22 protein-coding genes and 1 other RNA gene are annotated in these 26,987 nt (G+C 64.3%); 7 read left to right on the top strand and 16 right to left on the bottom strand.

Annotated features, from left to right (window positions below; all coding sequences use genetic code 11):
* Positions 1–12 precede the first annotated feature (12 nt).
* From ntrC to ompA, 16 genes are all read right to left on the bottom strand, one after another.
* The gene (gene ntrC / locus ABIC94_RS22620; RefSeq protein ID WP_354375218.1) at positions 13–1,554 is read right to left on the bottom strand and encodes a nitrogen regulation protein NR(I); all 1,542 of its coding nucleotides are present in this window, start codon (positions 1,552–1,554) and stop codon (positions 13–15) included.
* Between the two features lie 23 nt (positions 1,555–1,577).
* A complete protein-coding gene (gene glnL, locus ABIC94_RS22615) occupies positions 1,578–2,657 on the bottom strand; it encodes a nitrogen regulation protein NR(II) (RefSeq protein WP_354375217.1) in 1,080 nt (359 codons plus the stop codon).
* Positions 2,658–2,672: 15 nt separating this feature from the next.
* Complete coding sequence (locus tag ABIC94_RS22610; protein ID WP_354375216.1) at positions 2,673–3,188, bottom strand: hypothetical protein; 516 nt, start codon at positions 3,186–3,188, stop codon at positions 2,673–2,675.
* Between the two features lie 143 nt (positions 3,189–3,331).
* Positions 3,332–4,747, bottom strand: a complete 1,416-nt coding sequence (gene glnA / locus ABIC94_RS22605; RefSeq protein WP_055799147.1) for a type I glutamate--ammonia ligase — start codon at positions 4,745–4,747, stop codon at positions 3,332–3,334.
* Between the two features lie 146 nt (positions 4,748–4,893).
* Complete coding sequence (locus ABIC94_RS22600; protein ID WP_354375215.1) at positions 4,894–5,694, bottom strand: competence/damage-inducible protein A; 801 nt, start codon at positions 5,692–5,694, stop codon at positions 4,894–4,896.
* Positions 5,691–6,566: an EI24 domain-containing protein gene (locus ABIC94_RS22595; protein WP_354375214.1), complete on the bottom strand. Its 876-nt coding sequence runs from the start codon at positions 6,564–6,566 to the stop codon at positions 5,691–5,693. Before ABIC94_RS22595 ends, ABIC94_RS22600 begins: the two co-directional genes overlap by 4 nt.
* A gap of 38 nt (positions 6,567–6,604) precedes the next feature.
* The gene (locus ABIC94_RS22590) at positions 6,605–7,579 is read right to left on the bottom strand and encodes a sterol desaturase family protein (protein WP_354375213.1); all 975 of its coding nucleotides are present in this window, start codon (positions 7,577–7,579) and stop codon (positions 6,605–6,607) included.
* A 10-nt stretch (positions 7,580–7,589) separates the two neighbouring features.
* Positions 7,590–8,339 carry a polysaccharide deacetylase family protein gene (locus tag ABIC94_RS22585; RefSeq protein ID WP_354375212.1) on the bottom strand — a complete coding sequence of 250 codons (750 nt, stop codon included), beginning with the start codon at positions 8,337–8,339 and terminating at the stop codon, positions 7,590–7,592.
* A gap of 76 nt (positions 8,340–8,415) precedes the next feature.
* Positions 8,416–9,423: a YncE family protein gene (locus ABIC94_RS22580; RefSeq protein WP_354375211.1), complete on the bottom strand. Its 1,008-nt coding sequence runs from the start codon at positions 9,421–9,423 to the stop codon at positions 8,416–8,418.
* A 78-nt stretch (positions 9,424–9,501) separates the two neighbouring features.
* Positions 9,502–10,236 (bottom strand): pseudouridine synthase, encoded by a 735-nt coding sequence (locus tag ABIC94_RS22575; RefSeq protein WP_281149875.1) that lies wholly within the window; start codon positions 10,234–10,236, stop codon positions 9,502–9,504.
* 55 nt (positions 10,237–10,291) lie between these two features.
* Complete coding sequence (gene ggt, locus ABIC94_RS22570) at positions 10,292–12,028, bottom strand: gamma-glutamyltransferase (RefSeq protein ID WP_354375210.1); 1,737 nt, start codon at positions 12,026–12,028, stop codon at positions 10,292–10,294.
* Between the two features lie 53 nt (positions 12,029–12,081).
* Positions 12,082–13,677 carry a class I SAM-dependent methyltransferase gene (locus ABIC94_RS22565; RefSeq protein ID WP_354375209.1) on the bottom strand — a complete coding sequence of 532 codons (1,596 nt, stop codon included), beginning with the start codon at positions 13,675–13,677 and terminating at the stop codon, positions 12,082–12,084.
* A gap of 144 nt (positions 13,678–13,821) precedes the next feature.
* Positions 13,822–14,206, bottom strand: a transfer-messenger RNA (tmRNA) gene (gene ssrA, locus ABIC94_RS22560).
* A gap of 12 nt (positions 14,207–14,218) precedes the next feature.
* Positions 14,219–14,887 carry an HAD-IA family hydrolase gene (locus tag ABIC94_RS22555; protein ID WP_354375208.1) on the bottom strand — a complete coding sequence of 223 codons (669 nt, stop codon included), beginning with the start codon at positions 14,885–14,887 and terminating at the stop codon, positions 14,219–14,221.
* Positions 14,884–15,612, bottom strand: a complete 729-nt coding sequence (gene ubiG, locus ABIC94_RS22550) for a bifunctional 2-polyprenyl-6-hydroxyphenol methylase/3-demethylubiquinol 3-O-methyltransferase UbiG (protein ID WP_354375207.1) — start codon at positions 15,610–15,612, stop codon at positions 14,884–14,886. The genes ABIC94_RS22555 and ubiG overlap by 4 nt, the downstream gene beginning before the upstream one ends.
* Positions 15,613–15,738: 126 nt before the next feature.
* Positions 15,739–16,392 carry an outer membrane protein OmpA gene (gene ompA / locus ABIC94_RS22545; RefSeq protein WP_354375206.1) on the bottom strand — a complete coding sequence of 218 codons (654 nt, stop codon included), beginning with the start codon at positions 16,390–16,392 and terminating at the stop codon, positions 15,739–15,741.
* 224 nt (positions 16,393–16,616) lie between these two features.
* On the opposite strand from ompA, the gene gyrA reads away from it, so the two are divergent.
* From gyrA to rpsA, 7 genes are all read left to right on the top strand, one after another.
* Entirely contained in the window at positions 16,617–19,262 is a 2,646-nt protein-coding gene (gene gyrA, locus ABIC94_RS22540) for a DNA gyrase subunit A (protein WP_354375205.1), read from the top strand.
* Positions 19,259–19,846: a DUF2059 domain-containing protein gene (locus ABIC94_RS22535; protein ID WP_354375204.1), complete on the top strand. Its 588-nt coding sequence runs from the start codon at positions 19,259–19,261 to the stop codon at positions 19,844–19,846. Before gyrA ends, ABIC94_RS22535 begins: the two co-directional genes overlap by 4 nt.
* Position 19,847: 1 nt before the next feature.
* Positions 19,848–20,984: a 3-phosphoserine/phosphohydroxythreonine transaminase gene (gene serC, locus ABIC94_RS22530; protein WP_354375203.1), complete on the top strand. Its 1,137-nt coding sequence runs from the start codon at positions 19,848–19,850 to the stop codon at positions 20,982–20,984.
* Between the two features lie 24 nt (positions 20,985–21,008).
* Entirely contained in the window at positions 21,009–22,130 is a 1,122-nt protein-coding gene (gene pheA / locus ABIC94_RS22525; RefSeq protein WP_354375202.1) for a prephenate dehydratase, read from the top strand.
* Positions 22,131–22,144: 14 nt separating this feature from the next.
* Positions 22,145–23,038: a prephenate dehydrogenase gene (locus tag ABIC94_RS22520; protein ID WP_354375200.1), complete on the top strand. Its 894-nt coding sequence runs from the start codon at positions 22,145–22,147 to the stop codon at positions 23,036–23,038.
* Between the two features lies 1 nt (position 23,039).
* Positions 23,040–25,052, top strand: coding sequence for a bifunctional 3-phosphoshikimate 1-carboxyvinyltransferase/cytidylate kinase (locus tag ABIC94_RS22515; protein ID WP_354375199.1), 2,013 nt, complete (start codon positions 23,040–23,042; stop codon positions 25,050–25,052).
* Positions 25,053–25,257: 205 nt separating this feature from the next.
* Entirely contained in the window at positions 25,258–26,946 is a 1,689-nt protein-coding gene (gene rpsA, locus ABIC94_RS22510) for a 30S ribosomal protein S1 (protein WP_281149803.1), read from the top strand.
* The last annotated feature ends 41 nt before the right edge of the window (positions 26,947–26,987 follow it).

The raw sequence follows: 26,987 nt of genomic DNA, 5'->3' as shown, positions 1-26,987 counted from the left end.
GTACGAGGCGGCCTACTCGATTCCCAGTTCCTGGATCTTCCGGGTGATGGTGTTGCGGCCGATGCCCAGCTTTTGAGCAGCTTCGATGCGGCGGCCGCGGGTGTTGGCCAGCGCGGTGAGGATGAGCCGCGATTCGAAGCGGCGCGAAAGCGCGTCCCAGACATCGGTGCGCCCGGCAGCCAGCAGCGCCTGGGCTTCCATTTCAAGGCCGCTCTCCCAACTGCTTGCACCCACGAGGCCTTCGGCGGCCGCTTCGGGCGCTGCGCTCGCGGTAGCGGAAGCGGATTCACGCTCGGGGCTCGGCGACAGCAACGGCGAGGGTTGGGCCGCAGCTGCCGTAGCGGCAACGGCCGTCTCCGCCGCTTGCGCTTCCGCGCCCGCTGTGGCGGCCATGACTTCAGGCGGCAGGTCCTTGGCTTCGATGAGCTGGGCCGGCGCCATCACGGTGAGCCAGTGGCAGATGTTCTCGAGCTGGCGCACGTTGCCCGGAAAGCTGAAGGCGGCGAGCTTGGTCAGTGCCGCATCGGAAATACGCTTGGGCTCGACGCCGAGCTGACGCGCGCTCACCTGCAGGAAGTGGCGCGTGAGCGCAGGCACGTCTTCGCCGCGCTCGCGCAGCGCGGGCAGGCGCAGGCGAATCACATTGAGGCGATGGAACAAGTCTTCGCGGAAGCCGCCGATCTTGACGCGCTGCTCCAGGTCCTGGTGCGTGGCCGCGATCACGCGCACGTTGGCCTTCACGGAGTTGTGGCCGCCCACGCGGTAGAAGTGTCCGTCGCTCAGCACGCGCAGCAGGCGCGTCTGCAGGTCGAACGGCATGTCGCCGATTTCGTCGAGAAAGAGCGTGCCGCCTTCGGCTTGTTCAAAGCGGCCGCGCCGCATGGTCTGGGCGCCGGTGAAAGCGCCGCGCTCGTGGCCGAAGAGTTCGCTCTCGAGCAGGTCCTTGGGAATGGCCGCGGTGTTGATGGCCACGAAGGGGCCGTTGGCGCGCGGCGAATGCTTGTGCAGCGCACGCGCCACCAGCTCCTTGCCCGAGCCCGATTCGCCGGTGATGAGCACCGTGACGTTGCTTTGCGAGAGTCGGCCGATGGCGCGGAACACGTCCTGCATGGCGGGCGCCTGGCCCAGCATTTCGGGCGCGGCGACCATGCGCTCTTCGGCCACTTCCTCGCGCTGGCTTTCGTCGACGGCACGGCGGATGAGCTCGACGGCGCGCGGCAGGTCGAAGGGCTTGGGCAGGTATTCGAAGGCGCCGCCCTGGAACGCCGAAACGGCGCTGTCGAGGTCGGAGAACGCCGTCATGATGATGACGGGCAGGCCGGGGTGCTTGGCCTTGATCTTGTCGAGCAGGTCGAGCCCGGAGCCGCCGGGCATGCGGATGTCGCTCACCAGGACCTGGGGGCCCTGCTGTTCGTCGTCGGCGGCGAGTTCGAGGGCGGCCAACACCTCGCGCGTGTTGGTGAAGCTGCGCGTGGGCAAGTCTTCGCGCAACAAGGCCTTCTCCAGCACGAAGCGGATCGATTGGTCGTCATCAACTATCCAGATCGGCTTCATGCATCTCCTTGTTGCCGTGGCTGCTAAGGCAGCGGAATCAATATCTTGAAATCGGTTCGGCCCGGGACGCTGTCGCACTCGATCACGCCGTGATGCTGTTGCACAAAAGTTTGCGCGAGCGTCAATCCAAGCCCTGTCCCGCCTTCCCGTCCCGATACGAGCGGATAGAAGATGCGGTCCTTGATCGTGTCCGGCACACCCGGTCCGTTGTCGATGACATGCAATTCCAGTGCCAATCGATACCACTGCTTATTGAATATCACCTGTCGGGCGATGCGCGTCCTGAAAGTGATCTGCGCGTCGCCTGCCGCGCGGCGCTCTGCAAGGGCCTGCGCGGCGTTGTGCACGATGTTGAGTGTGGCCTGAATGAGCTGCTCGCGATCGCCGCGAAACTCGGGAATCGACACGTCGAAGTCGCGCTCGATGTGCAGGTCGCGCGGAAACTCCGCAAGAATGACCGAGCGCACGCGCTCGCACACCTCGTGAATGTTGACGTCGCCCACCACGTGCGGGCGCCGGTGCGGCGCCAGCAGCCGGTCGACCAGCGTTTGCAGCCGGTCGGCTTCGTGGATGATGACTTGCGTGTATTCGATGAGGTCGCGCGACTCGACTTCCATCTGCAGCAACTGCGCCGCGCCGCGAATACCGCCCAGCGGATTCTTGATCTCGTGCGCAAGGTTGCGAATGAGTTCCTTGTTGGCCTGCGCCTGGTCGAGCAGGCGTTCTTCGCGGTCCTGGCGCACCTGCTGCTCGAGCGGCGACATCTCGATGACGAGCTCGCCCGACTTGTCGCCCTGCGCAAGCGTGACCTGCACCGGCATCAGTTCGTGGTTGACTCGGCGCAAGAAGGCCTCGTAGCGCAGCGTGGCGAAGTCGTTGCTGCGCGCGCCGTCGATGGCGGTGCGCAGAACATGCGGTTCGTGAAAACAGGCTCCGAACTGCGAACCTTCGAGCGTGCGGCGCGACGTGCCCAGCGCGTCTTCGAGCGCCGCGTTGGCAAACAGCACCGAACCGTTGGTGCTGACCACGGCAATCAGCGTGGACAGCAGGTCGAAGGGCTGAAAGCGCGGAGTGGCGCCGGCCGCCTTCTTCCCAAATGCCATTGATCGCCCTGCTGCTTACTGCTGCTTGGCCGGCAGGCGGCCAAGCTCGCGGCGAATGCCCGCGATGTCGCTCTCATTGCGCGCGAGTTCGGCTTTCATTCCAGCCACGCGGTCGAGGTATTTCTGGTAATTGCGGCCTTCGCTGCCCTGCTTTTCGGGCTCGCCGTTGTTGTATTCCTTCTGGAGCTCGGCCTGGCGCGCCTCGGCTTTCTTCAGCTCGGCTTCGAGCACCGAGCGGGCTTCGCCGTCGCGGGCGCGCTGGTCGACGCCTTCCACACGCGGGCTGCCGGCCGGCGCTCGCGCGGCGGAGGAGCCACCGCCGCCGCCCGAAGACTTTGCCGGAGCTGGAACGCCGGAGCCTTGCACGACCGTGACGTTGCCGCCTTCCATGACCTTGCAGCCCTTTTGCTGCGCAATGGTCGAGTTGTTGGTGTATTCATTGCCGCAGCGCCACACGCGCTCCTGAGCCGACGCCGGCAAGGCGACGGCCAACAATGAACCAGCCAGGAAAATGAGGGAAGCAGTCTTCATGAGAATCGGTGGATGGCGCGACAAAGGCGCATTTTCATGCAATTCGACTCCATCGGTGACAAGATGTTCCGCGTCAACGAAAAAGGACGGCCGCAGCCGTCCTTTTTGTCTTACTTACCCATCAGGGGCTTGCGCCCGCCGATTTAGAGCGAGTAGTACATGTCGAACTCGACCGGGTGGGTCGCCATGCGGAAGCGCGTGACTTCCTGCATCTTCAGGTCGATGTACGCGTCGATGTACGCGTCGGTGAACACGCCGCCCTTGGTCAGGAACGCACGGTCCTTGTCGAGGTATTCCAGAGCCTGGTCGAGGCTGTGGCATACGGTCGGGATCAGCGCGTCTTCTTCCGGCGGCAGGTGGTACAGGTCCTTGCTGGCGGCTTCGCCCGGATGGATCTTGTTTTCCACGCCGTCGAGGCCGGCCATCAGCAGTGCAGCAAAGCCGAGGTACGGGTTCATCAGCGGATCGGGGAAGCGCGCTTCGACGCGGCGGCCCTTCGGGTTGGCCACGAACGGGATGCGGATCGAGGCCGAGCGGTTCTTGGCCGAGTAGGCCAGCTTCACCGGGGCTTCGAAGCCGGGCACCAGGCGCTTGTAGCTGTTGGTGCCGGGGTTCGTGATGGCGTTCAGGGCACGGGCGTGCTTGATGATGCCGCCGATGTAGTGCAGCGCGAAGTCCGACAGGCCCGCATAGCCGTCGCCGGCGAACAGGTTCTTGCCGTCTTTCCAGACCGACTGGTGCACGTGCATGCCCGAGCCGTTGTCGCCGACGATGGGCTTGGGCATGAAGGTGGCGGTCTTGCCGTAGGCGTGGGCCACGTTGTGGATCACGTACTTCTGCAGCTGGACCCAGTCGGCGCGCTGGACCAGCGTGCTGAACTTGGTGCCGAGCTCCATCTGGCCGGCGTTGGCCACTTCATGGTGATGCACTTCGACCGGGATGCCGAGCGATTCGAGCACCAGGCACATTTCCGAGCGCATGTCCTGGAAGCTGTCGACCGGGGGAACCGGGAAGTAGCCGCCCTTGACTGCGGGACGGTGGCCGGTGTTGCCGTGTTCGTATTCCTTGTCGGTGTTCCACGAGGCTTCTTCGGAGTCGATCTTGACGAAGCAGCCCGACATGTCGTTCTTCCAGCGAACGCCGTCGAACACGAAGAATTCGGGTTCCGGTCCGAAGTAAGCGGTGTCGCCCAGGCCCGAAGCCTTCATGTACGCCTCTGCGCGCTTGGCGAGCGAACGCGGATCGCGCTCGTAGGCCTTGCCGTCGGCGGGGTCGATCACGTCGCAGGTCAGGATCAGCGTCGTTTCTTCGAAGAAGGGGTCGATGTTGGCAGTGTTCGGGTCGGGCATGAGCTGCATGTCCGAAGCTTCGATTCCCTTCCAGCCAGCGATGGACGAGCCGTCGAACGCATGGCCCGAGGTGAATTTGTCTTCATCGAATGCCGAAACAGGCACGGTCACGTGCTGCTCTTTGCCACGGGTGTCGGTGAAGCGGAAGTCGATGAACTTGACCTCGTTTTCCTTGACGAGCTTGAGTACATCGGCGACGGTCTTTGCCATCAGTTTCTCCTGAGTTGGATGGTGGTTAGGAATACAGGGACGGGGGATGCAGTTTCTGTGCCATTGTCGCCCCTTGCGGAGCGGCTCCGGCGACGGGTACAAACCCCAAAAAAAGGCGAAAAATCACCAAATTGGTGCGATTGAATTCAGCGCACCAATTCTGGGCCGAGCTTCGCATCAAAGGCGTGCAACCCTTCGATCAGCTGGGAATAGGCGGCATCGAGCAGCACCGGGGCGCCTTTGACGCCCAGTTCGATGTGGCGGCCGTATTCCGGATGGTCGACGCTCGGCAGGCTGAACACCTTGACGCCGGCATGGGTGGCTTCGATGGCTTGCATCAACGGTGTGAGGGTTGCTTCCATCGCACCGAAAACGATGACCGACTTTTCTGCCGACTGGCCGCTGGTGAACATGTCGGCATAGCGGCTGTCGAGCACCGATTCGATCATCGGCCAGGCCATGACGGGGAAGCCCGGCACGAAGTGGACGCGATCGACGCTGAAACCCGGAATCTTGTTGTACGGGTTGCGGATGATCGTCGCGCCCTTCGGGAACACGCCCATGTTGAGGCGGTGAATGTTGTCGGGCCGGTCCGGCTCATAGGCAATGCCCTGCTCGCGCGCGGTGTCCTGCATGCGCTCGCGAATCAGCAGTTCGGCCTCGGGGTGCAGTTCGAGCGGCACCCGCAGGGCCTGCGCGGCGCATTGGCGGGTGTGGTCGTCCGGCGTGGCGCCGATGCCGCCGGTCGAGAAAACGATGTCGCCCGAGGCAAAGGCCCGGCTGAGCGCAGCCGTGATGCGCGTGGGCTCGTCGCCCACATATTCGGCCCAGCCGAGCTGCAGGCCGCGGGCGGCGAGCAGTTCGATGACCTTGGGCATGTGCTTGTCGGCACGCTTGCCGGAAAGAATTTCGTCACCGACGACGATCAGGCCGAATGCGCGGGTCATGGGGATTTCCATTGAGAAAGAACGGCCTGGTCGGCTTCGACGGCTGGTGTGCCGCCGGACGAAGCGGCGGCCGCCTCGCGCTGCGCACGCAATTGCGCCAGGGCATCGAGGCAGTAGTGGCCGAACCAGAGCGACGAGAAGGCGAATACCAGCGTGTAGATCCAGATCGCGAGCGGCACCAGCACGAAGAAGGCGGCGGCAAACAGCAGGCCCGATGCCCAGACGATGCTGGGCGCGGCACCCAGGTAGCCGCACAGCACGCCGATGCACAGCAGCGGCAGGCGGTGCGCGCGCAGGAGCGTGGCCCGCTCTTCGGGGCTTGCGTGCTCGGCCAGCGCGTCGAAGCTCATCACGCGGTAGGTGAGCCAGCCCCAGATCAGCGGCGGCAGGATGAGCACCAGCGGCGGAATGAGCCAGAGCGGCATCGACACCACGAGCGCCACCAGAGCCAGCACGGTGAGGCCGAGCGAGCGCGCCATGCTGCCGAAGAACGATGCGCCCTTCTTGCGCTCGAGCATGGGAAAGCGGCGGTGCGCCACCAGCGCGGTCAGCGGGGCGGCCATGAGACCGGCGACGATCAGCAGCGAAATCACCACGATCAGCGGCGTGGCGGCAAACACCACCACGAGCGGCGCCAGCATGGCCGTGACGTCACCCGAAAAAAGGCGGCTGATCCAGCCCCAGAAGCTCGATAGCAGAGGCCAGGCGTCGAGCGCCTCGCGGGTCCACGCGACTGTCGCATCCCAGTAGAAATAGCCGAATCCTGCGGCCAGCAGCACCATCAGGCCCAGCGGCAGCAGCGACAGAACGATCACGCGCGGCAGCATGCAATACGCAACCGCGCGCCAGAAGGAATCAAGGAGCAGGCGCATTGGGTGCGAAGGATAACCGCCCCGGATCGGCCCGGCGTTCAGCCGCGGCCGACCATCCGCTTCAGGCCGAGCCATTGCTGGGCCCAGAAGCCGCTTCCGTAGTCGCGCACCTGGCCGCCGGCGCCGGGCTCCACCTGGTCGCGAATGCCGGTCGGGTCGTAGCGATTCTCGAAGTTGGCGGTGCGAAACAGCATGTCCCACCAAGGCAGCAGCACGCCGAAGTTGTGGCCGCCGAGCGTATGGGCGCCGCGCGACTCGTGGCCCAGCCCGATGCTGTGGTGCAGCCGGTGAAAGCGCGGGCTGATCCACAGCCGCTCGCCGATGGCGCCGAAACCGAGCTTCAGGTTGGCGTGCTGCAGGCTTTCGCTGAGCTGCGTGAACGCCACGAACGCAATGAACTGCCCCGGCGCCACGCCGATGAGCTGCGCCACGATGACGATGAGGGTGTCATGAATGATGTCGTCGAGCAGGTGGTTGCGGTCGTCGCTCCACATGGTCATCTGGCGCTGCGAATGGTGCAGCGAATGCAGGCCCCACCACCAGTTGAGCTGGTGCTGGCCGCGATGAATCCAGTAGCCCACGAAGTCGAGCACCACCAGATAGATCGCAAAGGCGACCCACGGCACGTCGGTGACGCCGGGCCAGGCTTCGTCGAGGTGAAAAGTGCCCCAGCCCGCGATGCGCAGGCTCCCGATGGCGTCGTCGAAGAACGGCTCGAGCGTGAAGAACATCGCCAGCCGGAACAAGCCGAGGCGATGGATCAGCGTGTAGAGCACGTCGATGCGGATGGCGCGGCGATCGGTCACCGGCTCGACGGCCCGCCAGCGCTGCAGCGGCCCGATGACCGCGAGCAGCACCACGACTTGAATAAGTCCGACCAGCAGCCAGCCGGTGGCATCGAAGGCGTCTTCGGTCCAGCCACCGAGGCCGACCGCGAACACCAGCGGCTGGATCAGCGTCTCGAAGAACCAGCCCTGCAGCGCGGAAAAAGAATCCGTCAACCCATCGATCACGGCGATTGCCTCAGGAGGGGTGAGCCGCAATCCATGCGCGGTATTGCGGATGCTGGCGCAGCGTTTCGAAGCAGAAGCCCTTGGCCTTGAGGCCGACGATCAGCGGCTCGAGATTGGCCGGCGCCCACGGGTCCTTGCGCGACCAGATGCCCAGGTGCGCGAGCAGGATGTCGCCGGGGCGGATGGTCTCCAGCGCCTGCGCCAGGAGCTTTTCGTTGCTGAATTTCTCGCTCGGCAGCTCGTCGCCCAGAAAACCGGCCGGCGACCATCCCACATGCTCGAAGCCGCAGGCCTTGGCTGCCGCGAGCAGGCGGGGCGAGGTCTTGCCGCCCGGCGCCCGGTACAGCGGCAGCGGCTTCTTGCCAGCAATGAGGGCGAGGCGCTCCGAAGCCTTGCCGATGTTGGCGCAGTACTCGGCCGCGCTCCAGGTGAATTCGCGGCCCGCGAGCGCGCCCGCCGAGGGCTTGATGCGGAAGCTCGGCGCCACCCCCTTGAGGTCGCCGCGCCAGTACGCGTGGTCGTAGGTGTGCGAGGCGAATTCGTGGCCCTCGGCCGCCCTCGCCTTCCACCACGGCGCCCAGTGGCTGTCGAGGCTGTCGCCGTCGGTCTGCGTGCGCTCGGCTGCGGCAAAGAAAGTGACGCGCACGTTCTGGCGCTTGAGCACGTCGGCCACCAGCGGCGCAATGCCCATGTGGCCGGTGTCGAAGGTCAGGTAGACCGGCTTTTCGCAGGAAGCGCCTTGCGCCCAGGCAGTGGGCATGGCGGCGCAGGCAACCGCAAGAACAATACCGGAAACACCGCGCAGCCGACTTTGCCGGGCCGCCGATGGAGCCCGTTCAGATTCTTTTCGCATGGTCCAAAGTCCAGACGCCGTGCGGCGAACGGCCGACATTGATCTGGCGCACGACCTTCTGGCTGGCCAGGTCGACCACGCTGAGCTTCTTGGCCCAGCGCGAGGTGACGTACAGCGTCTTGCCGTCGGCAGACACGTCCATGCAGTCGGGGCCGCCGGGCACAGGGTACGTTGCGCTGACCTTGAGCGTCGCCAGGTCGATGCGGCTGATGGTGTTGGCCACCCGGTTGCTCACGAAAACGCTCTTGCCGTCACCGGCCGAACGAAAGGCGTGGGCCCCCTTGCCGGTCAGGATCTTGCCGACCAGCTTGGGCTCGGGGCCCGCCACGTCGAACACCTGCACGCCGTCGCTGCCGGTCAGGCCCACGAGCAGGGTCTTGTCGTTGTGCACGCCAAAAATATCGGCCGGCATGGCACCGGTGGCCATGCGCCAGCGGATGGTCTGCGTCGGCAGGTCGACGGCAATGAGCTCGTCGCTGTCCTGCATGGTCACGTAGGCGACGGTGCTGGTGTTGTCGATCCAGATGTGGCTGGGCGTCTTGCCGGTGGCAATGCGCTTGGCGAGCTTCAGGTCCTTGCCGTCCCAACGGTAGACATCGACGTGGTTGAGCCGGTTGGCGGCGGTGACGAACCACTTCATGTCGCGCGAGAACTGCAGCTGGTACGGATCGATGATGCCGTAGACCACGCGCTGCACTTCGGCCGTTTTCGGGTTGAGAAAAGTCAGGGAATCGCCCGCCGAATTGGCCACGATGACCGACTTTTCGTCCGGTGTCATGTAGATGTGGTGCGGTTCCTTGCCGGTGGCGATGCGCTGCTTCTCGGTCCAGTCGACCGGATTGATCACGCTGACGCTGGCATCCAGCGAATTGAGCACGAAGATCGGCGGGGGTTCCGCAGGCGCAGCGGCGGCGGCTTGCGCCGCCCAGACCGTCAGGCAAGAAAACAGGAAGGCCGCAAGGCGGCCATTCGGTCGGGCAAGGAATCGCAAGGGGAAAGTTCCGAAAGAGTGCTTTCGATTATCAACGGCCCGACCCGACCGGCGGCTGACCGACAGTGCTTGCGACGCCTATACCGTTGTTTTTGCACGCAATGCCGCGACTTGTTCGGCGGTGAGCCATCGCCATTGGCCCGGTGCCAGGTCTTCGGGCAGCGCCAGCTGGCCGATGCGCGAACGGTGCAGCCCTTCGACCCGGTTGCCCACCGCCGCCAGCATGCGCTTGACCTGGTGGTATTTGCCTTCGGTGAGCGTCAGCCGCAGGTGCAGCGGGCTGTCCGACTCGCAGGCGGCGGCGCGCACCGGCTTCGGGTCGTCGTCGAGCACCACGCCGGCCAGCAGTTTTTCGATTTGCGCGGCGTCCACCGGGTGCTTGGCCGTGACCTCGTAGACCTTGGGAACATGGTGCTTGGGCGAGCCCATCTTGTGGATGAACTGGCCGTCGTCCGTCAGCAACAGCAGCCCGGTCGTGTCCTGGTCGAGCCGGCCGATGGCCTGCACGCCCTGCACCGCGCCCTTGTTGGGCCGAAGACGCAGCGGCGACGGCAGCAGCGTGTAGATGCTCGGGTAGGTGGAAGGCTTTTGCGAGCACTCGGTCCCGGCCGGCTTGTGCAGCATCAGGTAGGCCTTCTCGTGGTACGCCCATTCGGTGCCTTGCACGGTGAAAAGCAGGCCTTCAGGGTCGAGGTCGTCGAAGGGGTCGTCGGCGGTTTTGCCGCCGATGGTCACGTGGCCTTGCTGGATCAGCCCTGCGCATACGCGCCGCGTGCCGAAGCCTTGGGAATAGAGAATGTCTTGCAGGTGCATGGAAATGAAAAAAGCGGCCGCGCCGGCATGGCGCGACCGCTCTTAGTTTGCAGGATCAGTAGCCGGCGGCGAGGCCGGTGTTGCGGCGGGGGTCGTTGGCGCCGTAGAAACGGTTGGCGCCCACCGGCTTGCCGCCCAGCGACGGCGCGCCGACGATGATCGCCGCCATGTGGTTGGCCGGCTGCGGCACGCCCAGGTTGTGGCCCATGTCGGTCAGGATCTTGCGGGTGTCGGGGCTGATGGCAAAGGTTTCGACGTTGGTCACGTCAGGCAGCCATTGCTGGTGGAAGCGCGGCGCATCGACGGCTTCCTGCACGTTCATGCCGTAGTCGACCACGTTCAGGATGGTGTGCAGCACCGCCGTGATGATGCGGCTGCCGCCCGGCGTGCCGACGACGAATACCGGCTTGCCGTCCTTCGAGACGATGGTCGGGCTCATCGAGCTCAGCGGACGCTTGCCCGGAGCGATGGCATTGGCCTCGCCTTGCACCAGGCCGTACATGTTGGGCACGCCAATCTTGGCGGTGAAGTCGTCCATTTCGTTGTTCAGCAGCACGCCGGTCTTGTCGGCGGTGACCTTGGCGCCGAACCAGTCGTTCAGCGTGTAGGTGACCGACACCGCATTGCCCTGCTGGTCGGTAATGGAATAGTGCGTGGTGTTGCTGCCTTCGTGCGGTGCGACGCCGGGCTTGATGTCCTTGGAAACACCGGCCTTCTTGGGGTCGATGGCTGCGCGGATCTTTTCGGCGTAGCCCTTGTCGAGCAGGCGGTCGAGGGGGTTCTTCACGAAGTCGGGGTCGCCCAGGTAGCTGTTGCGGTCCACATACGCATGGCGCATGGCCTCGATCTGGTAGTGCACGGACTCGGCCGAGCGGAAGCCCAGGTCCTTGAGCGGATAGCCCTCGAGGATGTTGAGCATTTCGCAGATGATCACGCCGCCCGAGCTTGGCGGCGGCGCCGACACCACCCGGTAGCCGCGGTAGTCGCATTCGACCGGTGCCAGCTCGCGCGTCTTGTACTGGTCGAGGTCGGCCTGGGTGATGATGCCCTTGCCGGCCTGGCTGGAGGCCACGATCGCCTGCCCCACCCAGCCCTTGTAGAAACCGTCCACGCCCTTGGCGCTGACTGCGCGCAGCGTCTTGGCAAGGTCTTTTTGCACTAGCTTCTGGCCGACCGCGAAAGGCTCGCCCTTGTTCAGGAAGATGGCGCCCGAGACCGGATCTTTCTTGAAGTCGTTGGTGGAGGTGCGCAGCATGTCGATGTCGCCCTGCTCCAGCGCAAAGCCCTTGTCGGCCAGCTGGATCGAAGGCGCGATCAAATCGGCGCGCTTCATGGTGCCGTATTTTTCGCGCGCGTATTCCATGCCCGAGACCGTGCCGGGCACGCCCACGGCGAGATGGCCGTTGGTGCTCAGGCCCTTGATGACGTTGCCGTCCTTGTCGAGGTACATGTTGGCCGTTGCAGCCAGCGGCGCCTTCTCGCGGAAGTCGAGAAAAGTCTTGCGTCCGTCGGCCAGCTGCACGGTCATGAAGCCGCCGCCGCCGAGGTTGCCCGCTGCCGGGTACACCACGGCCAGCGCATAGCCCATGGCCACCGCCGCATCGACGGCGTTGCCGCCGCGCTTGAGAACGTCGACACCGACCTTGGTGGCCAGGTGCTGTGCGCTCACGACCATGCCGTGCTCGGCCGCAACGGGCGCCTGCGACGCGGCGTGCGAAGCGCCCGCGCCGGTGAGCACGAGTGCGGCCGCGACGGCGGCGCGCAATGTCGGGGTCCAGTGGAATTGCTGCATGGAGAAAGTCCCTTCTTGAATTTGGTGGTGAGAAACGGCAAGCGCCAGGGCCATCAGGCAACGAGCAGCGCCTTGCGCCGCAGGTCGCTCAAGCCGACCTCTACTTGTTTGAGCGCGAATTCCTTCAGCGCGGAGGGATCGGTCAGCGGCTTGTCGTTCTGGACGAAGCGCAGGCGGCCGGCACCCACCTCGGCAGCGAGATAGTCGGCCAGCATGTCGTGCGAATGCGCGCCATCGAGCAGCGGCAAAAGGCAGCGCTCCAGCGCGGAAAGGCCCATGGATTCATGCCACTGGTTGCAGACAGTGGCTGAGTTTCCGGCGGACAGCGCCAGGCCCGGCGCGCTGCGCACGGACGGCAACGCCAGCGGCAGCGCGGACACCTGCGTTGCGGCCCGCACCGGCGTGCGCCGGATCCGAATGGCGCCAAGGATCAGCAGTTCCTCGAGCATGGACATCACGATCGGCTCGACCGAAGCGCGCGGCTCGCCCGTGGCGGAGAGAACCGAGGCAACCAGCGCCTCGAGCGACAGGCTGGCCGGATAGTTCGTGTCGAGCACCTGCGCCGCGGCTTTGTGCACCGGCAGGCGCAGCGTGACCTTCAGGTTGCGCAGCGCATTGCAAGATTGCTCGCGCGCATCGAGCGTCAATGCGGTACCGTCCTCGGCGGCGAACACGCCGGCGAATTCAAGGCTTCGAATCCGGGCCGGGTCGAGCCGATAGCGGATATCGGCGGCGCGGCCCTGCTTCACCAGCAAGGTCTGGCGGAAGGTGCGGTTGACCAGGAAGTCGAGATACTGCTCCATGAGGATCTGGCTGCCGCCGCATTCGCGCAGCAGCGGCTCGCGGACCTTCTCGCCATAGTTCTGCACGAACATCGTGGAAGGCTCTGCGTCTGCCAGGTAGCTGAGGCCGTTCGCCTCGGCACGTGCCACAAACTCCTTGAAGTAGCAGGGTGCATTGCAGGGCTCGAGAAATTCATGCAGCAGGTAATAGCCGCTGGAGCCGCGCACGATGGGCATCGTTTCTTCGAGCGTTTTCTTCAGAACGCTGTCCGGGCGGGCCGACTGCTCGAGAAATTCGAGCATGCCGCGCGCATAGGACAGCTTTTCGTCAGGCGTGTCGCGCGGAGCGCCACGCAAGATCATCGCGTCGCGCACGATCTCTCGCGCCTTCCAGCCCGGGTACACGTTGTAGCTGACATAAGCCACGCCATTGGGCGCGAGGTTCTCAGAGCACACGCGCAGGATCGCATCCTGCACCGGTCCCGGCACCCAGCTGTAGACGCCATGGCAGATGATGTAGTCGAACTGGCCGAACGAAGCATCGACCTCCGCGAGGTTGAACGCCCGCAACTCCACGTTCGGCAATCCGGCGCGCGAAATGGCCGTGACGCCCTGCTCCACCTGCACCTTCGACAGGTCGAGGCCCAGGGCAGTTGCATCGGGATGGCGCGCCGCGAAGGGAATCAGGTTGCCGCCGGCCGCACATCCGAGCTCGAGCACTCGCGCCTTGGCCGGCGGCGGCGCTTCGAGACCGAACAGGAAGGCAAGGGCTTCCAGGTGCTCGACAGCGGTTTGCGGGAACGGATGCGACTCGTAAGGCACCTCGTCGTAGTAGCTCGTGAGCGTCGAAGTCAATGTATCGGGCACGGCGTCCTTTTTGGATCGATGCGGGCAGCGATGCCCTTTGTGAGGGGACAGACAGCGGTGGCGGTGTGACAGCGCCCGCTGACTATAGCCCTGCGCCCAGGCAAAAAAAAGCCAACCTGTTGAAGGTTGGCTTTTTGTGATGAGTGGTGGAGCTGGGGGGATTTGAACCCCCGTCCGCAAGCCTTCATCGCGCAGTTCTACATGTTTAGTGATCTGATTTGAGTCTCGCTTCCGGAGTCGCGCAGTCACACGCTAAACCGGACGCCAGCACCCTATTTTCTCGCCCCGACCCAAGGTACCCGGATCGGAGCCAGCCCATGTAATTATCCTTGCAGCCGGGAGGTCAGGATTGCTCCAGACCCCCTTGCCCAGCCCATCGGCCAACTGTTGCAAGGCTCACTGGCAATTAAGCAGCGAGTGCGAAACGTTCGTCGTTTGCAGTTAGTTTGTTTGAATCTGTTTTACGAGCGCATTCAGCTCGACATGCCCCGCTGCGACTCCGAACCCACGTCGAAACCAGTGCAGCCCCAAGACTCGTATTTTAGGCCGGGTTGAGAAACTGCAAGAGCTCAAGGGGCGAAGATATTGCGGCGTCCGCCTCCCAGAGGGTGGCGTCGGCCTGCGGCCCCATGTAGCCGTAGGTTGCCGCCACGGTTTTCATGCCTGCGGCGCGGCCCGCGATGATGTCGCGCTCGTCGTCTCCCACATAGATGCAGGCACTCGACGGGATTCCAAGCCGGCGTGCCGCTTCATGCAATGGCTCGGGGTGCGGCTTGGAAAACGGCGTCGTATCGCCGCTCACGATCGCGCCGGCGCTGCTGAAAAGCGGAATCGCGCGGGTCAGCGGATCGGCAAAACGTGCCGACTTGTTGGTGACCACGCCCCAGGCCAGACCACGCGCGCGGATGGCATCGATGAGCGCCTGCACCCCGTCGAACACCTGCGTGTTGAGCAGCATGCGGTTTTCGTAGGCGACGAAGAACTCTTCCCTCAGTTCGGGAAACTCCGGCGCATCGGGCGTGATGCCGAAGGCTACGCCGAGCATGCCCCGTGCACCCGCGCCCGCCATGAACCGGTAGCGCTCCAGCGGGTACGACTCGAGGCCGCGATCGGTGCGCATCTTGTCGGCTGCAGCGCCCAGATCGGGCGCGCTGTCGATCAGCGTGCCGTCCAGATCGAACAGCACGGCTTGGATTTGAGCGCCGGTCACGCCTGCAATTCCACCAATGGCGGCCGTTGGGTTGCAAACATGTAGTTGACGCTGGTGTCGGCACTGAGCCAGTAGCGCCGCGTCAACGGGTTGTGCTCCATCCCCCGCGTGTGCCGCAGGTCGAGGCCGGCCGCGCGGCAATAGGCCGCGAGTTCGCTGGGGCGAATGAGCTTCGCGTACTCGTGCGTGCCCCGGGGCAACATGCCCAGAACGTATTCGGCGCCGACGATCGCCAGCATGAACGACTTCAAATTGCGGTTGATGGTGGAAAAGAACACCCAGCCGCCAGGTTTGACCAGTGTGGCGCAAGCCTGAACGATCGAAGCGGGCTCCGGCACGTGTTCGAGCATTTCCATGCAGGTCACGACGTCGAAACTGCCAGGCTGCTCCGCCGCCAGCGCCTCCGCGCTGATTTCCCGGTATTTGACGCCCTTCGTGCCGGCTTCAAGTGCATGCAGCTTGGCCACCTTGAGCGCCTTGCTCGCCAAATCGACGCCGAGCACGTCGGCGCCTTTTCGGGCCATCGAATCGGCGAGGATTCCTCCGCCGCAACCGATATCGAGTACCTTGCGCTGCGAAATCGGCGCAATACCGTCAATCCATTCCAGACGGAGCGGATTGATTTCGTGGAGCGGGCGGAATTCGCTGTCCAAATCCCACCAGCGATGGGCCAGTTCTGAAAACTTGGCGAGTTCCGCCGGATCGGCATTCACGTTATCTGTCATGCCGTGATTATGAAACGGAGAATGCGCGGGCGAACACTGAAGCACGCTCGGGGGCAGCTTGGAGGAATTCGACAGGCATAAAAAAACCCCGCCGAAGCGGGGTTTTCTTTTAGCGATTCAATCGAATCAGCGGGTGGCGCGGGTGCCGACCACTTCGATTTCCACGCGACGGTTCTTGGCGCGGCCTTCCTTGGTGCGGTTGTCCGCAACAGGCTGCTTCTCGCCCTTACCTTCGGTGTAGACGCGGTTGCGTTCGATGCCCTTCGAGACCAGGAAGGCCTTGACGGCTTCGGCGCGACGCACCGACAGACGCTGGTTGTAGGAGTCAGAACCGATCGAGTCGGTGTGACCCACGGCAATGATCACTTCCAGGTTGACGTCACGGATCTTCGAGACCAGGTCGGTCAGCTTTGCGCGACCTTCAGGCTTGAGAACCGACTTGTCGAAGTCGAAGAATGCGTCAGCAGCGAAGGTAACCTTCGAAGCAGCGACTTGAGGTGCAGGCGTCGGGGTCGGTGCGCCCGGGGTGGGAGCAACTGCAGCCGGAGCAGCAGGAACCAGAGCACCGTCGCAACCGGCGGCGGCAGTAGCCGGCGTCCAGTTGGCATCACGCCAGCACAGTTCGTTCGTGCCGTTCTTCCAAACCAGTTCGCCGGTGCCGTTTTGCCAGTTGTCGATCGTAGGACCGCCATTCGCAGCGGTGACACGGGTCTGCGCGCCGGCGGCAGTGGCGAGCGCAGCGACTGCAAACATCATCGCCACTTTATTCAGTTTCTTCATGGTTCTCCTCTTGGGGAAAAAGCCGCAGCCGCGCTGCGAATCAAGGACGCTTTAAGTGACCACCACCCAAAACGTTGAGGCGATTGTGCCATAGGGTCTTTGGCAAACAGGCCGCAGCGCCCCCCGGAAGCGTAGGACGGAGGCGGAATAGCGGCCTTGTGTTGCGGCGGTACGACACCCCTCACAGCGTAAAATTTCGCCTTCCTGCCGCCAGCCTCTCGCTCATGACCTCATTCGCCAAAGAAACCCTGCCCATCAGTCTTGAAGAGGAAATGCGCAGCAGCTATCTCGATTACGCCATGAGCGTGATCGTGGGCCGGGCGCTTCCCGATGCGCGCGACGGCCTCAAGCCTGTGCACCGGCGCGTGCTGTTTGCCATGCACGAGCTCAACAACGACTGGAACCGGGCCTACAAGAAGTCCGCCCGTATCGTGGGCGACGTGATCGGTAAGTACCACCCGCACGGCGACCAATCGGTCTACGACACCATCGTGCGGTTGGCGCAAGACTTTTCCATGCGCCATATGCTGGTGGACGGACAAGGTAACTTCGGCTCGGTCGACGGAGACAACGCAGCCGCAATGCGGTATACGGAAATCCGGCTGGCCAAAATTGCACACGAAATGCTGGCCGATATCGACAAGGAAACAGTCGATTTTCAAGACAATTACGACGGCTCCGAAAAAGAACCCAAGGTTCTGCCGAGCAAACTGCCCAATTTGCTGGTGAATGGCTCCGGCGGTATTGCGGTGGGCATGGCCACCAATATTCCGCCGCACAATCTCAATGAGGTGGTGGATGCCTGCCTGCACATGCTGCGCAATCCGCAGGCAACCATCGACGAACTGATGGAAATCATTCCGGCGCCCGACTTCCCGACGGCCGGCATCATCTACGGCATCAATGGCGTGAGAGACGGCTACCGCACCGGCCGCGGCAAGGTCGTGATGCGCGCCAAGTGCCACTTCGAAGACATCGACCGCGGCCAGCGCCAGGCGATCATCGTCGACGAGCTCCCCTACCAGGTCAACAAGAAGACGCTGCAGGAGCGCATGGCCGAGTTGGTGCACGAGAAGAAGATCGAAGGCATCAGCCACATCCAGGACGAGTCCGACAAGTCGGGCATGCGCCTGGTGATCGAGCTCAAGCGCGGCGAAGTGCCCGAGGTGGTGCTCAACAACCTCTACAAGCAGACGCAGCTGCAGGACACCTTCGGCATCAACATGGTGGCGCTGGTCGACGGCCAACCCAAGCTGTGCAACCTGAAGGACCTGATCGAGGTCTTCCTGCAGCACCGCCGCGAAGTGGTGACGCGCCGCACCGTCTTCACCTTGCGCAAGGCCCGCGAACGCGGCCACGTGCTCGAAGGCCTGGCAGTGGCGCTGGCCAACATCGACGAGTTCATCTCGATCATCCGCAACGCGCCGACGCCGCCCGTTGCCAAGGCCGAGCTCATGACCCGCAGCTGGGACAGCAAGCTGGTGCGCGAGATGCTCACGCGTTCACGCGCCGACGGCGGCGTGGTCAATGCCGACGACTACCGCCCCGAGGGCCTGGAGCGCGAGTTCGGCATGGGTTCGGACGGCCTCTACCGCCTGTCGGAAACCCAGGCGCAAGAAATTCTGCAGATGCGCCTGCAGCGCCTGACCGGCCTCGAGCAGGACAAGATCGTTGCCGAATACAAAGAGGTCATGGCCGAGATCGACGACCTGCTCGACATCCTGTCCAAGCCCGAGCGCGTCTCGGTCATCATTGGTGAAGAGCTCGGCACCATCAAGCACGAGTTCGGCCAGTCGAAGCTCGGCGCGCGCCGCAGCTTGGTGGAGCACAGCGCCTACGATCTCTCGACCGAAGACCTGATCACGCCGACCGACATGGTGGTCACGCTTTCGCACAGCGGCTATATCAAGAGCCAGCCGCTGCACGAATACCGCGCGCAAAAGCGCGGCGGACGCGGCAAGCAAGCCACCGTCACCAAGGAAGACGACTGGATCGACCAGCTCTTCATTGCCAACACGCACGACTACATCCTGTGCTTCTCCAACCGCGGCCGGCTGTACTGGCTCAAGGTGTGGGAAGTGCCGGCGGGTTCGCGCGGCTCGCGCGGCCGTCCCATCGTCAACATGTTCCCGCTGCAGGAAGGCGAGAAGATCAACGTGGCGCTCGCCCTCACCGGCGAGAAGCGCAACTTCCCGGCCGACCAGTACGTATTCATGGCGACCTCGATGGGCACGGTCAAGAAGACCACGCTCGACGAATTCAACAACCCCCGCAAGGGCGGCATCATCGCCGTGAACCTCGACGAAGGCGACTACCTCATCGGCGCCGCCCTCACCGACGGCAAGCATGACGTGATGCTGTTCAGCGATGGCGGCAAGGCCGTGCGCTTCGACGAAGAAGACGTGCGTCCGCTGGGCCGCAATGCGCGCGGCGTTCGCGGCATGTCGCTCGACCCTGGGCAAGGCGTCATCGCCATGCTGGTGGCCGAGGACGAGCAGCAAAGCGTGCTCACCGCGACGGAAAATGGTTACGGAAAGCGTACAAGCATTACCGAGTACACCCGCCATGGCCGCGGAACCAAAGGCATGATTGCGATTCAACAGAGTGAGCGCAACGGCAAAGTCGTTGCCGCCACCCTCGTGCATGCGGACGATGAGATCATGCTCATCACCGACAAGGGCGTGCTTGTGCGCACCCGTGTTGCCGAGATTCGTGAACTAGGTCGCGCAACGCAAGGCGTCACGCTGATCGGGCTCGACGAAGGCGCCAAACTAAGCGGGCTACAGCGTATCGTCGAGAACGATGCCAACGGCGAGAACGAGCCGGGCGCAGACGATACTTCCACATCTTCAACGGAGAACCCTCAGTGAAAAAATTCAAGCTCGCACTTCTGACTGTCGCCCTGGCTGGCAGCTCGATGGCCGCCACGGCCCAGGACAAAGCCGCGCTCATCAAGCAGTTCATCGATGTGCAGCGCCCCGGCATCGAATCGCTGGCGCGCGGCCTGGTCGAACAATCGAGCTCCCCGATTGCCCAGGCTGGTTCGCAGTACCTGCAAACGCAGGTGCCCGAAGCCAAGCGCGAATCGGCTGCCAAGGCCGCCGACGCCGAACTCAAGAAGTACTTCGACGACGCCTACCCGATCGTGCGCGACAAGGCCGTGCAGCTGGCACCCGTCGCCCTGACCCCGTTGCTCGAGCAGAACTTCACCGAAGAAGAACTCAAGCAGCTGCTGGCCTGGATCAACTCGCCGCTCAGCAAGAAGTATCAGGAACTCAATCCCAAGATGCAGACCGCGCTGACCGAAAAGCTCGTGACCGAAACGCGCGCCACCATCGAACCGAAGATGCGCGCGCTCGACGAGAACGTGGCCAAGGCACTGGGTGCGCCCACCGGCGGCCAGCAAGGCGCCGCTCCCGCCAAGGCCCCGGCCAAGGCTCCCGCCAAGAAGTGACGTGACTCAGCCGCAGCAGCCCAAGCCCGCCGGCACGCGTCCGTACAATTTTTCCGCAGGTCCGGCCGCCATGCCGGAGGCGGTGCTGCAACGCGCCGCCTCCGAAATGCTCGACTGGCAGGGCAGCGGAATGAGCGTGATGGAAATGAGCCATCGCGGCAAGGAATTCGGTGCGATCTGCACCCAGGCCGAAGCCGACATCCGCACGCTGCTGGCTGTGCCCGAGCACTTCCACATCCTGTTCATGCAGGGTGGCGGGCTCGGCGAGAACGCCATCGTGCCGATGAACCTGTCGCGCGGCAAAACCGCCGACTTCGTCATCACCGGCAGCTGGAGCATCAAGTCCCAGAAAGAAGCGCAGCGCTATTGCACTGCGCACATCGCCGCGAGCAACGCCGGCGACCATCACACGCAGTTGCCCGCTCCGTCGAGCTGGCAGCTGAGCCCAGACGCCTCGTATGTGCACCTTTGCACCAACGAGACCATCAACGGCATCGAATTTCAGCAACTGCCCGACCTCGCGGCCCTTGGCAGCAATGCGCCGCTGGTCATCGACTTTTCGTCGCACGTGGCCTCGCGCAGCGTGGACTGGAGCCGGGTCGGCCTTGCATTCGGCGGCGCACAGAAGAACCTCGGGCCGGCCGGCCTGACGCTCGTGATCGTGCGCGACGACCTGCTCGGCCATGCGCTCGAGATCTGCCCGAGCGCGTTCAACTACAAGATCGTTGCCGACAACAAGTCCATGTACAACACCCCGCCGACGTGGGGCATCTACATGGCGGGGCTGACTTTCCAGTGGTTGCTGCAACAGACCGAAGGCGCGCTCACCGGCGTGGCGGCCATGGAGCAGCGCAACATCGCCAAGGCGAACTTGCTGTACGGGTTCATCGATGCCTCTTCGTTCTATGTGAACAAGATCGACCCGAGCTGCCGCTCGCGCATGAACGTGCCTTTCTTCCTGCGAGACGAAAGCCGCAACGATGCGTTCCTGGCTGGCGCCCGGGAGGCCGGCCTGCTGCAGCTCAAGGGCCACAAGTCGGTCGGCGGCATGCGCGCGAGCATCTACAACGCCATGCCGCTGGAAGGCGTACAGGCGCTTGTGAGCTACATGCGAGAATTCGAGCGATCGCATGCCTAGGCGCATGCCCAGCTGCTCGCACCGATGACCGCCTCCGCTCCAACACCGCCCTCTACCCCCGACAACTCCGAAAGCCTTGCCGGTCTGCGCGTGCAGATCGATTCGCTCGACCAGCAACTGCTCAGCCTGCTCAATGAGCGGGCCCACGTGGCAGAGCTGGTCGGCGAGGTCAAGAAGCGCGAAGGCACGCCGTTTTTCCGGCCCGACCGCGTGGCGCAGGTCATCGAGAAGATGCAAAAGAGCAATGGAGGTCCGCTCAAGGACCTGCATGTGGCGGCCATCTGGCGCGAGATCATGTCGGCCTGCCTCGCGCTCGAATCGCCGCAGCGCGTTGCCGTGCTCGGCCCCGAGGGCACTTTCTGCGAGCAGGCCGCCATCGAATACTTCGGCGGCGCCGCCGACCTCATCTACTGCGCCAGCTTCGACGAGGTGTTTCACGCCACGGCGGCCGGCAGCGCGCAATACGGCGTGGTGGGCGTCGAAAACTCGACCGAAGGCGTGGTCACGCGCTCGCTCGACCTGTTCCTGCATTCGCCCACCCACGTGGTCGGCGAGGTCAGCCTGCTGGTGCGGCACCATCTTTTGCGCAGCAGCAACACCCTCGACGGCGTCGAAGCGGTGCTCGCCCACCCCCAAGCGCTTGCGCAGTGCCAGACCTGGCTTTCGAAGCACCTGCCCAACGCCGAGCGGCGTGCCGTTTCGAGCAACGCCGAAGGCGCGCGGCTCGCGGCCACCAACCCGGCCTGGGCCGCATTGGCCGGCGAACGCGCCGCCACCCGCTTCGGCCTGCACATCGTTGCGCATGCCATCCAGGACGACTCCTACAACCGCACCCGCTTCTCCGTGATCTGCCTGCCGCAGACGCTGGCCATGCCGCCGGCATCGGGACGCGATTGCACGAGCCTGATCGTTTCCGTGCCGAACCGCCCCGGCGCCGTGCACGACCTGCTCGTGCCGCTGAAGCTCAACAACGTGTCCATGACCCGTTTCGAGTCGCGCCCCGCGCGCACCGGCCAGTGGGAGTACTACTTCTACATCGACCTGGACGGCCACCCCTCGCAGCCCAATGTGGCTGCCGCATTGGCCGAGCTCCGCGGGCTCTGCGCGTTCTACAAGGTGCTTGGCGCCTACCCCGTCAAAGCCTGAGCCGGACACACACCATGTTCGAGCAATTGGGATTGATCGGCTGCGGCCTCATGGGCGGCTCCTTCGCGCTCGCGCTCAAGCGCGCGAAGCTTGTGAAACGGGTGGTCGGCTACAGCAAGTCGCCCTCCACCACCGAGCGGGCCCGCCAGCTCGGCGTGATCGACGTGGTGGCGCCCTCCGCACTGCTCGCGGTCTCGGGCTCCGACATCGTGCTGCTGGCAGTGCCGGTGGCAGCCTCGGAAGCGACCTTCCGGGCCATTCGCCACGGCATTTCGAACGACACGCTGGTGATGGACGTGGGCTCGACCAAGGGCGACGTGATCGAAGCCGCGCGCAACGGCCTGCAAAGCCAGTTCGCGAACTTCGTTCCGGCCCACCCGATCGCCGGCAAGGAGGTTTCCGGCATCGAACATGCCGAGGCTTCGCTCTACACCGGCCGCAAGGTCGTGCTGACGCCCGTCAAGGCCACGCTGCGTTCGAACGTGCAGCGGGCTTCGCAGGTCTGGAGCGGTATCGGCGCCAATGTCGTCACCATGACGCACGAAGAGCACGACAGTGCCTTTGCGGCCGTGAGCCATCTGCCGCACCTGCTGGCCTTTGCCTATGTCAACGCCCTTATCGCGCAGCCGCAGGGCGACCGCTTCCTGAGCCTCGCCGGGCCCGGTTTCCGGGATTTTTCGCGCATCGCGGCCAGCGACCCGGTCATGTGGCGTGACGTGCTGCTCGCCAACCGCGAGCAGGTGCTGCTGCAATCGCAGGCCTTCCGCAAGGCGCTGCTTGACCTCGAGGCGCTGATGGGCGCGGCCGACGCCCAGGCGCTGGAACAGTCGATTGCCGCAGCCAGAAAGGCGCGCGCCGCCTGGACGCCGAACTCGAGTTCCGACGCCTCGGCCCAACAGGACAGTTGACATGTTCTCGACCGCGTTCCTCGACCTACCGCCCCTCGTGGGCGCAGCCGGCACGGTCCGGCTGCCGGGCTCCAAGAGCATTTCGAACCGCGTGCTGCTGCTGGCCGCGCTCGCGAACGGCACCACCACCATTCACGACCTGCTCGACTCGGACGACACCCGCGTAATGCTCGATGCGCTGCGCGCGCTCGGCTGCGGCATCGACGCGGCGGGCAGCACATTGCGCATCACCGGCATCGGCGGACAACTGAAGTCCAACGACCGGCTGCTGCCGCTTTTTCTCGGCAATGCCGGCACCGCGATGCGCCCGCTGACCGCGGCCCTGTCCCTGCTCGGCGGCGATTTCGAACTGAGCGGCGTGCCGCGCATGCACGAGCGGCCGATTGGCGATCTGGTCGATGCGCTGACCCAGCTCGGCTGCCGCATCGATTACCTCGGCAACCCCGGCTACCCGCCGCTGCGCATCAGCCCGGTCGATCACGGCGCGCTGGTGCTCGATGCGCCCATCCGCGTGCGCGGCGACGTGTCGAGCCAGTTCCTGACCGCGCTGCTGCTGGCCTTGCCGCTGGCAGCCCGCAAAGACATAGTCATCGAGGTGGTGGGCGAGCTGATTTCGAAGCCGTACATCGAGATCACGCTGAACCTGCTGGCGCGCTTCGGCATCACGGTGCGGCGCGATGGGTGGGAGCGCTTCACCATTCCGGCCGGCAGCAGCTACAGCTCGCCGGGTGACATCCATGTCGAGGCCGATGCCTCCTCTGCTAGCTATTTCATAGCACTGGGAGCCATCGCAACGGGTATTTCGGGCCGGAACGGCATCCGGATCGAAGGCGTTGGCGCCGACTCGATCCAGGGCGACATCCGCTTCATCGATGCGGCGCAGCAAATGGGTGCGCAGGTCGACAGCGGCCCGAACTGGCTCGAAGTGCGCCGCGGCGCCTGGCCGCTCAAGGCCATCGACCTCGACGCGAACCATATTCCCGACGCCGCGATGACGCTGGCCGTGATGGCCCTCTATGCGGACGGCCCGAGCACGCTGCGCAACATCGCCAGTTGGCGGGTCAAGGAAACCGATCGCATCGACGCCATGGCCAACGAGCTGAGGAAGCTCGGCGCGACTGTCGAATCCGGCCCCGATTTCATCCGCGTGCACCCGCTCGCACTGGGCGACTGGCAGCCCGCCAGCATCCGCACCTACGACGACCATCGCGTGGCGATGTGCTTTTCGCTCGCGGCGTTCAATCCGGCCCGGGTTCCGGTGCGGATTCTCGAGCCGCACTGCGTCGCCAAGACCTTCCCGGACTACTTCGAAACCTTGTTCTCGGTGGCCGAGGCCACCGAGGTGCCGGTCATCTGCATCGACGGCCCGACCGCCTCGGGCAAGGGCACGCTCGCGGCCGAGGTGGCGCGGCTGCTGGGCTACCACTATCTGGATTCGGGCTCGCTCTACCGCGTGACCGGCCTGGCCATGCGGCGTGCCGGGCTCAGCGCCGACCCGCAGCACGAAGCGCAGATTGCCGCGCTCGCGAGCGCCCTGCCCCTGCACTTCACCGAAGGCAAGGTGCTGCTGGCCGGCGAAGACGTGAGCGACGCCATCCGCACCGAAGCCGCCGGCATGGACGCCTCCCGCGTTTCCACGCTTCCCGCGGTGCGCGAGGCGCTTCTGGCCCTGCAGCAGCGGTTTCGGCGGCTTCCGGGCCTGGTGGCCGACGGCCGCGACATGGGCACCGTGATCTTCCCCGACGCAAGGCTCAAGGTCTTCCTGACCGCCAACGCTGCCCAGAGGGCCGAACGCCGGCATAAGCAGTTGATTTCAAAGGGTATTTCAACTACACTCGACAGTCTTCGCTCCGACTTGGAAGCACGCGACGCCAGGGACTCATCCCGCAGCGTCGCTCCTTTGAAGCCGGCGCAGGATGCCCGCCACCTCGACAACTCCCAGCTGTCCATCGAGCAATCGATCGATACGGTGTTGAACTGGTGGCAGCAAGTACAGCCTTTCGAGTCCGCTTGAAAGGCTCGCGCCAACCGGGTGTTCCGGGTGGCGCATACCGCTCCAGCAGGCTCTTCTCGCGCGACAGCGCACCGGCCGGCTGGTTGTTCAACCAACCCGGGTTTATATCCAAAAAGCCCACAAAACCGCCGTCTACAGACTCACAGCAGCCGCACGCAATTTCGCATGAGCGCCTGCCAACCCTGCCTGACGGAAGGAACCATAAATGTCTGAATCTTTTGCCGACCTATTCGAAGAGTCCCTGAAGCGTTCCGAAATGCGCACCGGCGAGGTCATCACGGCCGAAGTCGTGCGCGTCGAACACAACCACGTCGTGGTCAACGCCGGCCTCAAGTCCGAAGCGTATGTGCCGATCGAGGAGTTCAAGAACGACAAGGGCGAACTCGAAGTCCAGGCCGGCGATTTCGTTTCCGTTGCCATCGGCAGCGTTGAAAACGGCTACGGCGACACCATCCTCTCGCGCGACACCGCCAAGCGTCTGGCTTCGTGGCTCGCCCTGGAGAAGGCCTTGGAATCGGGCGACTTCGTCACCGGCACCACCAGCGGCAAGGTCAAGGGCGGCCTCACCGTCCTCGTCAACGGCATCCGCGCATTCCTGCCCGGCTCGCTGATCGACACGCGTCCGATCAAGGACCTGACCCCGTACGAGAACAAGACCCTCGAATTCAAGGTCATCAAGCTCGACCGCAAGCGCAACAACGTCGTGCTGTCGCGCCGCGCCGTGGTCGAAGCCAGCATGGGCGAAGAACGCGCCAAGCTGATGGAAACCCTGAAGGAAGGCGCAGTCGTGCGCGGTGTCGTCAAGAACATCACCGAATACGGTGCGTTCGTCGACCTCGGCGGCATCGACGGTCTGCTGCACATCACCGACATGGCATGGCGCCGTGTCCGCCACCCGAGCGAAGTCGTTCAGGCCGGCCAGGAAATCACCGCCAAGATCCTCAAGTTCGACACCGAAAAGAACCGTGTCTCGCTGGGTCTCAAGCAAATGGGCGACGACCCATGGATGGGCGTTTCGCGCCGCTACCCGCAATCGACCCGCCTGTTCGGCAAGGTCACGAACATTGCCGACTACGGCGCGTTCGTCGAACTCGAACCCGGCATCGAAGGCCTGGTGCACGTCTCCGAAATGGACTGGACCAACAAGAACATCGCTCCGAACAAGATCGTCTCGCTGGGCGACGAAGTCGAAGTCATGGTCCTCGAAATCGACGAAGACAAGCGCCGCATCAGCCTGGGCATGAAGCAGTGCAAGGCCAACCCGTGGCAAGAGTTCGCGCAAAACACCAAGCGCGGCGACCGCGTCAAGGGCCCGATCAAGTCGATCACCGACTTCGGCGTGTTCGTGGGTCTGGCTGCCGGCATCGACGGCCTGGTTCACCTCTCGGACCTCTCGTGGAACGAAGCCGGCGAAACCGCCGTTCGCAACTACAAGAAGGGCCAGGAAGTCGAAGCCATCGTGCTGGCTGTGGACGTCGACCGCGAGCGCATCAGCCTCGGCATCAAGCAGCTCGACAGCGATCCGTTCACCACGTTCACCACCGTGAACGACAAGGGCCAGATCGTGACCGGCAAGGTCAAGACGGTTGACGCCCGCGGCGCTGAAATCGACCTCGGCGAAGACATCCTCGGCTACCTGCGCGCCAGCGAAATCTCCCGCGACCGCGTGGAAGATGCCCGCAACGTGCTGAAGGAAGGCGACGAAGTCACTGCCATCGTGCTGAACGTGGATCGCAAGACCCGCAACATCCAGCTGTCGATCAAGCAGAAGGACATGGTCGACGAACAAGGCGCCATGGCCAACCTGAGCCAGCAGTCGGCACGCGAAAACGCGGGCACGACGAGCCTGGGCGCCCTGCTGCGCGCCAAGCTCGACAACAACGACAGCAAGTAAGCTGAGTCCGAAGACAGAGCAGGCCCTGGGGCCGCTCTGTC

Source organism: Variovorax paradoxus (assembly GCF_040544635.1).
GTDB classification, from domain to species: Bacteria; Pseudomonadota; Gammaproteobacteria; order Burkholderiales; family Burkholderiaceae_C; genus Variovorax; species Variovorax paradoxus_R.
Note: the sequence above shows the minus strand (reverse complement) of the source record. Positions and strands in the feature narration are given on the sequence as shown.